The following is a 13,531-nucleotide window of genomic DNA, read 5'->3' on the forward strand; positions in this document are numbered from 1 at the left end:
AATCACTTCTTTTGCTTTGCTTTTTGTTTGTTCAGGAGTTCTTGTTTTTTCGATTCAATGATTTTACTTCTTTCTTTTTTATCTTCTTCCAGCCGCTTAGTAACAGCCTCACCAACCGCGGCGTCAATCGGTATCAGTATTTTTTCCAGTTCCCTTATATTCGGATATTCAGCATATAATTTTTCAAATGCACCATCCCCAAACATAGTATCGTACTGTATTGTAAGTTCTTCTTTTTTCAATTCAAACGCCTTATCTGCTTTGGCCAATTCGTTATCATCAGATGCCTGTATTTCGTCTGATTTTTTCTTTATTTCGTCTAGATTTTTTTGTGATTCATTATCTTTTTCGATAAATTCACGCATTGCTTCGTGACTATCATCAAACCAAAATTCTATATCCCCAATTTTTACAGGGAAACCCGATTTTTTAATATCAAATTTTAGTGCCATGTCTTACCTCCTCATAAAAATAGAGAGGCACAATGCCCCTCTACTCCAATTCTGTAAATGCCCCATCTGTGGCAGGTTCTACATTTTCAACCGCCGGGGCTTCTACTCCCCCGATCCACCGTCTCCACCACTTCCGTTTTCCACGTCCGATTCTTCCGGCTTCCTGTTATACCGGATGGTGCATGAAAAGTCCTCATACGCACTTGCATCACCAGCACCAGCAATAATATTTAATACAGTCGCTAGGCCTACCCACTGCTTTTGACCGTCAGAACGTACTACCTTATGCCAAACAAGACGATCGTCTCCGATTTCGTTCTGCAGACTTTCAATTAATTCCTGCGCTTCGTCCTCGGGGTCAAATTGTCCTTCGGGACTGTATGCCCTAGCAACAGATGTTACTGTTTCCTCCGGCGTTCCGTCCCCATCATAAAATGCCTCTGTTTCTGTTTCTTCGTTAGGTTCAACACTGATGTTAGAAATACGATGAGCTAACTGTAGCCAATCGTCACCCGGTTCATCTTCTCCTGGCGTGTACTTCTGTATAAAATGCTGACGTAATGCGTTTTTATTCCTTACCATTGATTATTCCTCCTTAAAAACTGTAATATTTGCCTGTACATCCAATAAAAAAACAAACCATCCCTGATCATCCAATTGGTTGATAAATGGTTTGTTCGTTATGATTAAATCCTCAAATTCAAAGCTGCCATCTTGGCTACACAATTCTTTTAGTGCTTCCAACTCATTTTGTACCAGCCATAAAGTATCGTGTGTTTTCGGCTGCACCTGAGATTTCATAGCAAATTCAAAGTTCAGCTGCTGGTCACTTGTGCCGTCCATGTACTCAGCGGCAACTCGACTACCCGGCAGTGGGTAAACCACGAAGGATTCACCTGTGCCAAGATAGCCCATTCTACATTGAATAGGAAGGCTCGGTATCTGGTTTACTCTTTCCGACAATCTCTCCATAAAATCCATTTACCAGCCAGCCCCCCTCATATAGGCACGTTCCCAATCGGACATATACATACCTTTTGCTTTATTATCCCATCTCGGACCAGTTCCCGGTGTGGTGTAGTTGTACATCATCATATAAAACATTCTGGCGGCATATGGCGTGTTGTAATTTATTCCCGATCCGTCAATGTCAATCGTTGCAGTCTGCCTTAAAATGTGTTCATCCGCCGGCACAAACGGGTTCATATCTGCTAAAGCTTGATTAGCCATAGCCTGTTGCCCCCTCCGGCGTGACTGTGGACTCATTTTCCTGTATGCTCCACCCAGATTAATGTCTACTCTTGCCACTAGACCACCTCCAGCTCGTATGAATAAATGGTCTTGTCATATGCTTCATAGATCGGAATAACCTTTGTTACTATGTGGTCTTGTCCGTCAAAATAAAGCTTTGACTGTGTTTTAAATTCGGGTAATGGCGTAGTTATTCCTTCATAACAAAACACCACAGCATTATAAAGTAACTGTTTCCCAGATGATGAAGAACTGTATTCAGCCCCTCGATCTATTCGGCAATTCCGAACAGTCACAGGATTGGCATAGATAGGCTGTGACCAGTTGTCCTCTCCCTGGTACTCTTTATACTCGAATGAATCAATACAGAACTCAGCAGGCGGCTTTGGCATTACCATACAGCCACACTGGCATATAATAGCCCTGTACCTTGTAAGTGAATATAAACGTCCTCGGCTACCAGTGATTTACTGGTATTCCCTGCTCGGCTTTCCGTGTTTGATACCCTTGTGCGTCCGGCGGAAAACGTCTGCGGTGTTTTATTGATAGATTCATAGGAAGTGCCACCAACCTCATGGAAATACTCTATTTGAGCCGTTAATGCTTGTTTGAATTGCTGTACACGCCATTCGTTATCGCTTTCTATGCTGTTTCTGACATAAAAATAATTTGTGACATTGTTAAGGATAGCGGACGTCTTTCTAAGCAAGCTATTAAACTCTTGATCATCTATATCCTTGGTAGTTAACTTTTTGAATTCTTCATACGTGAGATAAGGCATGTCTAACCTCCTAAAAAGGAAGGCTTTATTCGCCTTCCTCTACTTTTTCATTCTGCTGTTCACTTTCTTCAAGTAATTGCTGAAGCGTTTCATTGCTTGCGTTACCTTTGAAGTCAACATCCAACTCTGTAAGTTTTTCTTTAGCTGCTTCACGATCGAATTTTTCTTCGGCCGGCTCTTCGGTGGGAATTAATTCAATGAAATCCCCTTTACCTTTAAGATTATTTTTTACTTCATTCGCTCTTTCTTCTGATAATTCTATTTCATTATTCTTTACATAAATCTTTTTCGTGTGAGTGTCACGGAAACCTTTTAATACTTTATATTTCGGCATCTACATCACCTTACCCTTCTGGAATTTCCTCTTCGCCTTTAATGTCGATTTTGACCATGCCGTCCAAACGCTCTGGGAAGATCAATACACCAGACGCCAGAACAGTCTGTACAGATAGAGTTTCTAACATCTGACCATGAGCCATAGCAACATATCCGAACTCATCAGTACGCATATTAAATTCTTGATACGCCTCTGAACCAGCAGGAATGTAAGCCACTTGCAAGTTGTCAGAAGCAGTAGCATAAACAGTTCCCTGTGGAATCGTGTTATTTAAAATAACAACCGTACCAGTTACATCGGTGTAGTAACGCAATCCGAATTGAGTTTCTAGCGTGATGTCTTTGTTTGCAATTTCTTTTGCCACATCTAATGGGTTAACAAAAGCGACTGTAGTTATTACGTCATCCTCGAACAATACTTCCAACGCACCCCATGCAGAAGCAAGTGCGCCTTGCAGCGTTCCTGCGTTCAGGTTCGCTTGTTCAGTTCCATGTGTCTTAATTGTTTCGTACAGGTAATCACGAATGCCTTTTTGCACTTCTCGTACAAGCGCATCATCTGTGCGGTTAATCGCTTCATCACGACCGTAGCGCTGAATCGCTTCCGCTGTGGTTACTTTACGATATTTTTTGAGCGTGATTTCTTTTGTATCAGCCGGTTGAGGCGTTACCTTAGAAAGTGGAATCAATTCCCCTTCGCCTACATCTCCATCCGCCAAATCAACTTCTGGCGCAGTATACATGGTGATAGTAAAACCTTCTTGCACAGGAATCTGTCGAGTGACACCCAACATTTCAATGAACTTACTAAGATCCTCCCCGAAACGGTAAGTGTAATCGATAGATTTAGCATCTAACTCACTGAAATTATCTTGCATTTGTGTTTTTGGTTCTGGGTAATTGCCTGCTCTCGCAAACGTTTGTAAGTCCATTTTCAACGTATAATCTTTTTTCATTTAGAATCGTCCTCTCTTTATTGGAATAAGTGTCTATTTTCTTTAATTAATCGTTGACGTTTTTTGTCGTCTTTTTCTTTCATGATGGATTCCTTCGTTATCGCACCGCTGCCGCCACCGTTTGGGTTTCCTGGCGTTACAATACGTGGCGCGCCCGGTTCTTCTTGCTCGAATAGGTAATCGTGACTTTCCTGTAAGGATTTCAATTGCTCGTCAATACCGACCAACTTCCCATCTTTAAAAGTCACAATGTCCAAGTCCAGCGCGTTCTTTGCCAGTTTAGGATCTCTCGCTTTTGCATCCCGCAAGGCACTTTCGATTGCAAAATCTTTTTGTTGGGCATCCAGTTTCTTCTCATATTCTGTTTTAGTAGTTTCGTTTTGCTGCTGCAGATCGTCTATTTTCGCTTGCAAGCCTTCTGCATCGACTTTTTTTAATTCTTCTAGTTGGGAGTCACGGTCTGTGATCTGTTGCTTGTAGTCCTCTATTTGGCTTTCAAGACCTTCCACGCTGTCAGCTTTACTTTTGATGGAATTGGTTGCTTTTCCGTGAGCAGTCATTACCTGCTCGATTTGTTCATCTGTTAGACCTAATGCTTTAAGTTCTTCTCTGTTCATTTCAATTGCTCCCTTTTACATTTATTTTTACGAGTCATGAACTCGAAAAGGTTGTACTTTTACGTTGTACGAACGAATGATTGCATAATAAATAGACCTTTTAACGTCTTGTCTAGGACGTATAATTATTTAATGTGAGTTCCTTCTACTCCGCGTGGCTCTCTTCCCATCGTTCGCTTGCGTAGCCACAGCAAGGCTTCTTCTAATTTTGTAATAGCTAGTGCATTTTCTCGACAACTAAACTCTGATTTTTGAAAGTGTTCCAATCTACAAATAGCCATAGCGATTAAATCCTCATTATTTACTCCATTCACGCCATTTTCTTTAATAGGTCCCTCTTGGAAAGAGATGTTACACAATGAATCCTCTGCATCTTCTGGTGTCCCAACACTTTTAAACACTGAAAAGTGATGCGGCGCATTAAATTTAAAATCTTTCTCGTGATAGACTTTAGTATGCTTTTCAGTTAATAAATCATGTTCTAGTTTTTTCATTATCTCACACTCTTTCATATGTTTTTTCAAATATATCCGGCTTACAAGGGTATACCTCACCGTTTACGCCTTGTATAATATAGTCTCCATGTTCGCCGATCATAGTACCCTCTAATGTCTTGATTTCGCAGTACGCTTCTTCTATACTCGTTTTATTTTGTATGATAATATCACTAGAAGTTACCTTGTCCATAAACCAATCTGGCATATTATCTTCATGGTATTTAAAAGCCTCTATAACAACTGGTTTCTTACGATATTTCGCCATAATCTCACCACCTTCACATTTTACAAACGGCTACCGCACCTGGTAGCTAGGAGATTTTTGATCACCTCCATCATAATAGGCTGTTTCTATCAATTCTTCCTCATCCTCATAAGTTTTTATTAGCCTGTAATCATTATGCAAAATGACGTTTTCTTTTGATATTGAAGCTATCAAGCCGTCATTTTTATCAACTATATTTATTATTTCACTCACGTAGTCACCTCCTAATCATCATAAGAAAACCCATCTAGCAATGTATCCAATGGCGTATAAACGCGCTCCCTTTTATAGTTCCGGCTCAAATAATCGCCGTTATTCTTCAAATGGTTACGCATAGCCTTTTGCCTGCGACTAACCATGCGGCGCCAATAACCGGCATTTTCGCTGCCCATTTCCTCAGCCACCATAAGGTTTTTCTTGTATTTGACTATATCCCTTTCAATCCTGCGCTGTGTATCCCTATTCTTGGCCACTCTTTCATTCAATTCAGCATCAAATTCAGGCTGGTTGTTCGTGTTTACTCCCGGGACAAATGGTACGTGTATATGACGGCAGTTAACACCACGGTGTCCACCAGCTGAACCATACTCAGCACCCCATAATGGATCATATATACTCAAATACTCACTTTTTTCAGGGATTTCATTGGCATAACGTAAATCAACCACATTACCTTGAATGACAGAACACTGCGCTCTAGCACCTGCATGACTTGTGACAAGCACCGTATATACGCCATATTCGCCCATTCGTTCTTTTCTCACTTCGTCGTAGGTATTGCCTAATGTGGATTTTAATACGGTTCTCGTATATCCTTCTAGGCTCCATGTGTGACCACCTCTATCAACCATGCCAGAATTAATGCCTCTTTGTGCCAATTGATTAATGGATCGTTCCAGCGACTGTTCAAACGTATAAAGACCAGTGTTGAAAGATGCTGTGGTTCTGTTTAATACATCTGTATAAGCCCTTGCTGCTGTTCCAGTTCCATATGCAGTGGTGATCAACGTCTGGTTAACATAATTGTCAATGTCTCCCCATGCCTGGTTAAAATAGCCTCTCATGACCTGATCAAGATTAGTAGGCATCGGGCGTGTAGCATACGGCATAGCCTCGTCAATGTTCTGTACCATGCCTTGGCCGGCATCCTCAAACATGCGGCGTATTTCCGGCTCTGCAACGTCTGTAACTTGTGACAGATGCCTGGTAACTTCATCGTTAAATAAGCGTAATTCCTGCAGCTTTTGTGCTTGCCATGCTGTAATGTCGCTGGAACCACGCTTTAAACGCTTTATTAGTATGCGGATTATTTCTCCTTCAAGGGAGTTGTAAAGCTCTGCCATGTTGCCGCTCCACAAGTCCAATTGATTCGGTGTTATCATCCCTTACAGCCCCTAAACTGCTTTCTCTGATAATAAAAGTCACTGTAAGGCGGGATGTATATTATTTTTTTGCATTTATTGCAACGGTAGTAATTGGAATATCCCATAAGCACATAATCGTGTCTGGGTGAAATGAACAACCTTTTTATAAATTCAAGCATTCATCACTCCTCCTCCCCAAACATCCGCTTAGCAGCTTCATCACTTATTTGTGTCGGATCAATAGCATTCTCTTCTTTTATTATCATGTCGTACCATTCCTCGGCTGTTTCTTTTGGTACTTTAAATATACGCTGTATTGCTTCAGTCGATGGAATAAAGCCAAATGTCTTGGCCTGCCCGTAGAAGCGTAGTAAGGCTGCTCTGTCCTGGAAAACCCCATCATCAAAGTCGACGCCAATATTTTCCCGGGATGGTATAGGACCCGTATATACTCCGTAGAACTTAGCAAGCTCTAACACTGAAATAACCAGTCCTTTAATAAACTGCTCAACTTCATAAACATGCTCATTTCTGGTGCGGAAGGTCAAATCATTCTCACTGACTATTTCTGTTGCTGTTTTCATGCTGCGCCCATCGAAACTGAACGTACCTACAGATAGCTTTAATTCCATTTCCAGGGTACGCAGTGACTGGTTGATAGCCGATGTATATTGTTCTGTGCGAATGTCGTGCGTCGCATCATGTATGGCTTTATCCTTATCACCCATCCGCATAGACTTAAACACGTTTACATCCGGGTCAAATATTTGTTTAGGAGGATTGCCGCTTTCATCAGGTAATGTATTTAATACCGCATCATCCACAAATACGGTCCGCTGCCCCATTTTCTTTTCCCAGGCAAATTGGTCATAGGTATCGTTGATGTCTTTGAGCGTCGATGTAGCATTGTCGCAGATTCCTAAACCCAATGGACTGTGTGGGCTGATGTTATTAAACCCGGACGGCTTCAAGTAGTTGAATATCGGACGTGACAAGCCGCGAATATGGGTTTGCCTCTGCAGCCCTTCATACATTTCTTCCAGAGGCACTTCTTTCCCAATTTCTCCGGGCGACTCTGACTTGTATAGTTCGTTTGTGATAACATACAGATCGTCCCCGGTTTCGCTCTTTTCCCACTCATGAAATTCAAGCAGCGTGTAATATGTGAGTTTGTCACCATCAGCTTTAGTAGTAACGGACTTCATTACCCCCTCACTAATACCATTGCTGTTAGAACGTAACGGATAAAAAGCATTAGCAATAGCCCAGGAAAATTCCATTTCTCCATTATCGCCAAGGTAAGGACGGACAGACAGGCCACCAACAGCAAATGTTGGCTCCAGGTAGTCCGCTAGATTCTTTTTGAATTTGTTATGCTCAAATACATGCTGAATAAACTCATGAGCAGGTTCAAAGCTGTTCGGCTTATCCCTTTTCTCATCTGCATCCGAAACATATATTTCGCACTGCTCGTTAAAAACAAGGCCAGCAAGTACATTTGCGCTTAGCTTACGTATGTTCAGATGCATGTATTTGCGCTTTTTTAATTCGCCGTGTGAATTATAGTATTCTACTTTTGGATAATCCCCGGAATACTCTCTTATATTGCGCTCGATGCGCTCTAATTCCTGTGGATCAATATTAATCTTAGGATGATCATTAATACTCCGTAATGTATTGCCAGTCAATGCGTAACCTCCCTTCCTAAACCAGCCTTTAATGCGGTCTATTATTTTCAAAGCCTCACCTCCTAGACTTTCAACCTGAAGTCACGTGCATTTGATAAACATAGATATATAAATTGGTCACAAGTGTGATCGTCTTCTTCGATAACTTGTGGATTGTCATCGTGAACTGTTTTCTCATTCCAGGAGAACTTTTTATGTTCTTCAATGAAAATCTCGTTACTGTCTGCATGGTCCATTCCGGTTGGATATGGATTTTTGAGATAATAAAAACGACCCTGTGCTAAAAGGTCGGTTGGGTAGTCAATCATATCCACTTTCTTTTTCTTATTTACTGGCGTTAAATGCTGCCTATAGTCCTTGTAATACTGGTTTCTAAGTGCCCCCTCGGCACTATCTATGGTTCGATTCATAATCCTAGCACCTTGCCATTCTTCTTGTGAAGCTGTTTTTTTAATAAACTCATTCAATTCTTTTGACAGCTCGCTTGGTGCTTTTTTGTCCACTTTACCGGCCGGACTATAATAATACGTATTAAGCAATATGACTTTACCTTTAGCAGTTAGCCCATAACAGCCGTGTGTTGTCGCTGACTGCGAGTGGCCGCCGTCTGTTGAATAATATAAAGCAATAATCCTGTCATCACTTGGCAACTCGTCCAATGGCTTGAATAAATTCATATTATAAACGTTGGTACCCAACCCTACAGGCTCGCCAAGATAGATATAACGATAATAGTCATAATCATTATTCTTAATCCGGTTGATATCCTTTAGCATTTGATCAGTAATAAATCCTAAAGTGTCATCTAAATAACTGGACTCATGAACCAAGTAATCTTCCACGCCGGTCATTCTGTCAGCCCACTCATTTATCCAATGGTACGGATTGCGCGGCGGATTGTATGACCAAAAGAACTGTACAAATGGAGCATCTTCATGTTTCTGCCGCATAAAGGTGATGTTCGTCTGATCGAATTCCTCTTCACTATCAAACTCTGCAGCTTCTTCATACCAGACCGCAATAAGATCATCTATATCATTAGATTTTAATTTTACAAATTGGTCCAGGCCGTAGAAATAGAATGTTGACCCTGTTTTTTTATGGGTCAATTTGAAAGGCGAAACGGTCGATTTAAAGCTTTTGGTTAAGCCAAACAGCTTAATAGCCCACTGAACCTTATTGTAAACTGAATCTCTTATTGTGCTGCCCACTTTACGCAAAACAACCACATTGGCTTTCTTTCCAGCCATTATATATAAAACCATCATGAAGACTAATTTAAGTGCAATAACCGATGATTTAAAAGAGTTCCTACCACCTTTAAGAATGTTATAAGGTTTCTTGGATTGCCATACATCTTTAAAATGGGGATTAACGTTCTTTTGGACATTGAATATTATCTGCTTTTTTTCTTTAATCATTATCATCGCCCCATTCATCGACAATAACGATTTCTTCTATATCTTCACCTTGTTCTTTGCTCAACTTCTCAGCTTCTGCTTTAGATTTATCTATATTGGCTTGCATTAACTCTAGTTTTAGTCTGCGTTCGTCATCATCATGGGCCATTTCAAGAAATTGCTTTATGGATGTACGCAATTCAGATATAGCCCTTGATTGGGCATTTAAAAAGCTGGCTTGTCTATCCCAAGCAAATTGGAATTCCCATTCTGTTTCACTGCCTCCACCAGATTCGGAGGAGAACTCTTTTTCTTTCTTGACTTCCTTAATGATTTCACCTTTATCTTCCACGAACATAATTTCTTGTGCTCGTATGATAGCCGCATACTGTATTTGGATCTGATCCCAAATTAAATCAGCTGGATCCTCTTTATTGAGCATATCCATAATTTCTAAAGTTTCTTTAGGAATGTACCTACTGAACAGTCCGTGTTTCACTGCCGCTGAGTTTCGTTCTGTGAACTTCTTTACTGGATTGGGGTTGCCAGCTCCTTTTCTGCTTCCAGGCTTATACCTCTGATTCTTTTGAGGGGTTGCAACCTTTTGTTTAGTTGCATCCTTTTTGGTTGCATCCCTTGACCATTTTTCCCGGCTTTTCCTACTTTTTAATGTACCCAGCTTTACATTATGTTTTTCGGCAAGTGAAGCCAATGTTATTTTGCTCGTTTCCCACTCTCCTCGTATTTCCTCCCATTTAGCCATTTACATCAACTCCACCTCCGCACTGTATATACATCTACAAACTACATTTAACCAATTAGACCTTACGGTCTTTAATAATTAACTACATAATTTATTAAGAGCTCTATATAAGAGCCCTTTTCATCCCCAGTTCGGTTTCATATGACATTCGTATGACAAGCCACTTTTTTCTTGATTTTCACCTTTGCCCGGTCAATAAACTTCTGGACGGTGGGCTTTTTTATTTTCAATTCCTCGGCTATTTCCTGCATGCTCCATCCTTGTGCCATGTGGAGTAGGTAACATTGTCTTTCCCTGTGCGATAACTCTATAAGAATATTCATTAACGCTTCTTTTTCGGCTTGATTGAGCGTTTTTTCTTCTGTCTCGATGTCTAGGCTGGGGAACAAATCCATATCCAGTAGCGTCCTTCTCTGATATGCTGAACGCTTATCTATTCCTCTCAGATTCCCCGGCCTCCTGCCTGTTTTCATCCAATCAATGGAAAATGACATATCGGTTATCATGCTGTTGATTTGTTTTCTGTCCTGCCGATCTTCTTCTATTCCAAGGTTTAATTCGTCTTTCATGCTACTTAATTCCTTGCGACCATCCTCGTATTCTATTAATAATTTGTCCGCCCAATTCTCTAATTGTTGACTATTCATATCTCCACTCCCTTTGGTGAAATAAAAAAGGACACCAAACAACGCTTATTGCGTCATTCAGTATCCTCCAGTTGGCTGGTAGAACTATTATTTAGAAATGAAATCTATTATTTTTTCAGTTATTCCTTCAACCTTAACTATAGTGTCACTCAAATCACGTTTCATCTCATCTTTATCCGTCTCATTTAGAAACAGATCATGTTTATACATCGAATTATAAAATCCAAGACCTGATAATTCATATATCAATTCATCAAAGTCATCTACTACTTCACTAGGTATATAATTCGTAGGTATTTTCGAAATAAATTCATTTGTTTTACTAAATAAAGTATCATGAGTTTCAAGTAGTGGATTTAAAACTTCATTTTGTTCCCACTTTCTTTCAAGTTCTTTCAGTGCACTTATGGATAATTCAATCCATCTATGGGCCTGTTTAAACTCCGCTTTAAATGTCGATATCTTTTCCTTCCTCGATTCAGAAAACTCTTTCTTAAAAAGAAAATATGCTCCTAATATCCCTAATCCAGCTCCTAGAAAAGCACCGATAACAGTACCAATTCCTGCTACCCATGCATCAGTAGTAACGCATCCCCAGAATCCCTCACATTGTTGTATACTTACTGGTACAGTTTTCAAAACTCCTCCCCCTCATCCCACTTAATCCGCTTCACCTTCCCCTGGTGTGTTATAATTTTTGTTTCTCCGTGCACAGGAAGCTCAGCTAACCTTGCCTTGCCCTCACTGACTACAATGGCAAAGTTTCCCTCTGTCTCCATTATATCAATTTCTAGGCGCATTGTACTAGGGTTTATGTCTATTTCTTTTAATCTCACGAGGAAACCTCCTATGTTATGATTACTTTATTGGGTGCAGGAGAAATCCTGTCTATTTTTATATTCCAAATCAGATAAAACCCGTATAGGCTCTTGACTTTTCCTATGTTTAAAGACCAATTCTCTAGCTTCAAAAAATGAACAACGATGATATTCTTCAACCGCTTTTACGTATTTCCTCCATCGCTGTTGGTCTTCTCTAAATTTCTTTGTTTTAAGTCCTGCAGTATTTTCAAGTGGACTAAGAACATTTTCGGGTATCACTATTTCAATCCCTGTATCTCCATACCCTTCATTTAGAAATTCGAATATCTCCATTTGAGTATAGTCATCAAATTTTTCTTCTTGAACTATCTGCTCTGCTTCTGTTTCATCGATAATCTCTTGTTTTTTTATTAATTCGAATCTACCTCGTTGAAATGCTCCAGTATGAGATTTAACGTTATCGAACTTTGAAATATAAAACGACGAGATTCCGTGAGGGAACACAAAGTATTGGTCTCCCTCTTTCAAGACATCACTGTTGGTTGCATCAATACATATTGCCTCCATGCCTACCACCTACTTTTATACATCATTATTATGCTGTTTCCGCAGCTATTAATCTATCAATCACACTCAAGTAATCGAGTGGTACTCCATTGTTTGATTCCACCAGGAATGAGTAAACTTCTATATCATCCAATGGAATTGATTTTCTACCGCCGCTTTTGGCTTCTTTGATGTATTTCCGGAGCATATTGTTCGGAACTAGGAAAACGTCTCCTATGGCTTTCATTTCAACGATTAAGAATGATATTGCCCCTTGCTTTTCTGCTGATTCCAAATATTTGACCTGGTGATCGGTTATTTTATTTAGTGGGAATCTAGTTTCTTTAATCGTTTTTGCTTCAAATGCAATAGGTTTCCCATTGTAAATTCCGTCATAATCGACTGTAGATTTCTTGTCAAAAACACATATATGCTGATTACCTCTTGTTTTCCCTATAATCTTCATGGGAGTGGGACGCTTGTTTATAAGCGCCCTTCCTTGATTTTCATAAATTTGATTGGTGTAATCCAAAGTGTGTTCAAATGCTTGTCCGCGTTTACCTGTGTATACTGTCAAGGGCTTTCACCGTATGCTTTGGCAGCCTTGCTTTTTTCCTGGATGTGCGACCATTCCAATGTATAAAGTGACAAGCCGTCATCTACTTTTCTACCGTCCTCCAGTTGGTAGATTCCCATTTTATTCAACTGATTGATCAGGAAGCCTTTCCTTGCCCTTGTTTCTGATTCCTTCATTTTATTGCCTATTTCTGTGACCGATTGCATTTATTCCACCCTTTCTCTGCTTGCTTCTTCGGAAAATCCTCCCGGGTATCGCTTTTGCAATTTGTCGATATTTCTCTTAGCCACATCTTCCAATCTCAACCCATAAAGAGTAGCCAACCCCGATAAATAATGCAGAACGTCACCCAGTTCCTTTTTCATTTCGTCCACGGTAGTATAATGACCGTGGAACACTTCTTTTTTCACCAGTTCCGCAACTTCCCCGGCTTCCCCAGCAGCACCTAATGCATAATTTGCTCTCACACTTCCGACTTCGCCCTCGTCTGTAACATCTCCAATTATCGGCATTGTTCTTTGTGATATATCTTGATATTCGTTTAATTTCATTATTTCCTCTCCCTGTGTC

General features: G+C 40.3%; 23 protein-coding genes. All 23 read right to left on the reverse strand.

The genetic code is table 11. The annotated features are described in order from the left end of the window. Positions 1-2: 2 nt before the first annotated feature. The gene (locus tag ACDX78_RS10290; RefSeq protein ID WP_486027587.1) at positions 3-452 is read right to left on the reverse strand and encodes a hypothetical protein; all 450 of its coding nucleotides are present in this window, start codon (positions 450-452) and stop codon (positions 3-5) included. Positions 453-554: 102 nt separating this feature from the next. Beyond that, on the reverse strand, positions 555-1,034 hold the full coding sequence (locus ACDX78_RS10295) for a phage tail tube protein (protein ID WP_486027589.1): 480 nt from the start codon (positions 1,032-1,034) through the stop codon (positions 555-557). A 3-nt stretch (positions 1,035-1,037) separates the two neighbouring features. Then, the gene (locus ACDX78_RS10300; protein ID WP_486027590.1) at positions 1,038-1,433 is read right to left on the reverse strand and encodes a minor capsid protein; all 396 of its coding nucleotides are present in this window, start codon (positions 1,431-1,433) and stop codon (positions 1,038-1,040) included. After that, complete coding sequence (locus tag ACDX78_RS10305) at positions 1,434-1,760, reverse strand: minor capsid protein (RefSeq protein ID WP_486027592.1); 327 nt, start codon at positions 1,758-1,760, stop codon at positions 1,434-1,436. After that, complete coding sequence (locus ACDX78_RS10310; protein ID WP_486027594.1) at positions 1,760-2,095, reverse strand: putative minor capsid protein; 336 nt, start codon at positions 2,093-2,095, stop codon at positions 1,760-1,762. The genes ACDX78_RS10305 and ACDX78_RS10310 overlap by 1 nt, the downstream gene beginning before the upstream one ends. Continuing rightward, positions 2,095-2,484: a head-tail connector protein gene (locus ACDX78_RS10315; protein WP_486027595.1), complete on the reverse strand. Its 390-nt coding sequence runs from the start codon at positions 2,482-2,484 to the stop codon at positions 2,095-2,097. The genes ACDX78_RS10310 and ACDX78_RS10315 overlap by 1 nt, the downstream gene beginning before the upstream one ends. A 25-nt stretch (positions 2,485-2,509) precedes the next feature. Beyond that, positions 2,510-2,818, reverse strand: a complete 309-nt coding sequence (locus ACDX78_RS10320; RefSeq protein ID WP_486027597.1) for a hypothetical protein — start codon at positions 2,816-2,818, stop codon at positions 2,510-2,512. A 10-nt stretch (positions 2,819-2,828) separates the two neighbouring features. After that, positions 2,829-3,776, reverse strand: coding sequence for a hypothetical protein (locus ACDX78_RS10325; RefSeq protein WP_486027598.1), 948 nt, complete (start codon positions 3,774-3,776; stop codon positions 2,829-2,831). Positions 3,777-3,793: 17 nt separating this feature from the next. After that, positions 3,794-4,393, reverse strand: a complete 600-nt coding sequence (locus tag ACDX78_RS10330) for a phage scaffolding protein (protein ID WP_486027600.1) — start codon at positions 4,391-4,393, stop codon at positions 3,794-3,796. 125 nt (positions 4,394-4,518) lie between these two features. Further along, on the reverse strand, positions 4,519-4,887 hold the full coding sequence (locus tag ACDX78_RS10335) for an Acb2/Tad1 domain-containing protein (RefSeq protein ID WP_486027602.1): 369 nt from the start codon (positions 4,885-4,887) through the stop codon (positions 4,519-4,521). Between the two features lie 4 nt (positions 4,888-4,891). Then, a complete protein-coding gene (locus ACDX78_RS10340) occupies positions 4,892-5,155 on the reverse strand; it encodes a hypothetical protein (protein ID WP_486027604.1) in 264 nt (87 codons plus the stop codon). Positions 5,156-5,185: 30 nt separating this feature from the next. Then, entirely contained in the window at positions 5,186-5,368 is a 183-nt protein-coding gene (locus ACDX78_RS10345) for a hypothetical protein (protein ID WP_486027606.1), read from the reverse strand. Between the two features lie 11 nt (positions 5,369-5,379). After that, positions 5,380-6,537, reverse strand: coding sequence for a phage minor capsid protein (locus tag ACDX78_RS10350; protein WP_486027608.1), 1,158 nt, complete (start codon positions 6,535-6,537; stop codon positions 5,380-5,382). A 164-nt stretch (positions 6,538-6,701) separates the two neighbouring features. Beyond that, positions 6,702-8,258: a phage portal protein gene (locus ACDX78_RS10355; protein ID WP_486027610.1), complete on the reverse strand. Its 1,557-nt coding sequence runs from the start codon at positions 8,256-8,258 to the stop codon at positions 6,702-6,704. An 11-nt stretch (positions 8,259-8,269) separates the two neighbouring features. Further along, positions 8,270-9,628 (reverse strand): PBSX family phage terminase large subunit, encoded by a 1,359-nt coding sequence (locus ACDX78_RS10360; RefSeq protein ID WP_486027612.1) that lies wholly within the window; start codon positions 9,626-9,628, stop codon positions 8,270-8,272. After that, positions 9,621-10,370, reverse strand: a complete 750-nt coding sequence (gene terS / locus ACDX78_RS10365) for a phage terminase small subunit (RefSeq protein ID WP_486027614.1) — start codon at positions 10,368-10,370, stop codon at positions 9,621-9,623. The genes ACDX78_RS10360 and terS overlap by 8 nt, the downstream gene beginning before the upstream one ends. Before the next feature lie 137 nt (positions 10,371-10,507). After that, positions 10,508-11,017 (reverse strand): sigma factor-like helix-turn-helix DNA-binding protein, encoded by a 510-nt coding sequence (locus ACDX78_RS10370; protein WP_486027616.1) that lies wholly within the window; start codon positions 11,015-11,017, stop codon positions 10,508-10,510. Between the two features lie 87 nt (positions 11,018-11,104). Next, positions 11,105-11,656 (reverse strand): hypothetical protein, encoded by a 552-nt coding sequence (locus ACDX78_RS10375; protein WP_486027618.1) that lies wholly within the window; start codon positions 11,654-11,656, stop codon positions 11,105-11,107. Continuing rightward, positions 11,653-11,853: an XtrA/YqaO family protein gene (locus tag ACDX78_RS10380; RefSeq protein ID WP_486027620.1), complete on the reverse strand. Its 201-nt coding sequence runs from the start codon at positions 11,851-11,853 to the stop codon at positions 11,653-11,655. The genes ACDX78_RS10375 and ACDX78_RS10380 overlap by 4 nt, the downstream gene beginning before the upstream one ends. A 27-nt stretch (positions 11,854-11,880) precedes the next feature. Next, on the reverse strand, positions 11,881-12,405 hold the full coding sequence (locus ACDX78_RS10385; protein WP_486027622.1) for a hypothetical protein: 525 nt from the start codon (positions 12,403-12,405) through the stop codon (positions 11,881-11,883). Positions 12,406-12,433: 28 nt separating this feature from the next. Then, entirely contained in the window at positions 12,434-12,961 is a 528-nt protein-coding gene (locus ACDX78_RS10390; RefSeq protein WP_486027623.1) for a Holliday junction resolvase RecU, read from the reverse strand. Next, entirely contained in the window at positions 12,958-13,167 is a 210-nt protein-coding gene (locus tag ACDX78_RS10395) for a hypothetical protein (protein ID WP_486027625.1), read from the reverse strand. The genes ACDX78_RS10390 and ACDX78_RS10395 overlap by 4 nt, the downstream gene beginning before the upstream one ends. After that, on the reverse strand, positions 13,168-13,512 hold the full coding sequence (locus tag ACDX78_RS10400) for a nucleoside triphosphate pyrophosphohydrolase family protein (RefSeq protein WP_486027626.1): 345 nt from the start codon (positions 13,510-13,512) through the stop codon (positions 13,168-13,170). Positions 13,513-13,531: the final 19 nt, after the last annotated feature.

Origin of the sequence: Virgibacillus oceani (assembly GCF_041521345.1) — a bacterium.
Taxonomy (GTDB): domain Bacteria; phylum Bacillota; class Bacilli; order Bacillales; family Amphibacillaceae; genus Virgibacillus_N; species Virgibacillus_N oceani_A.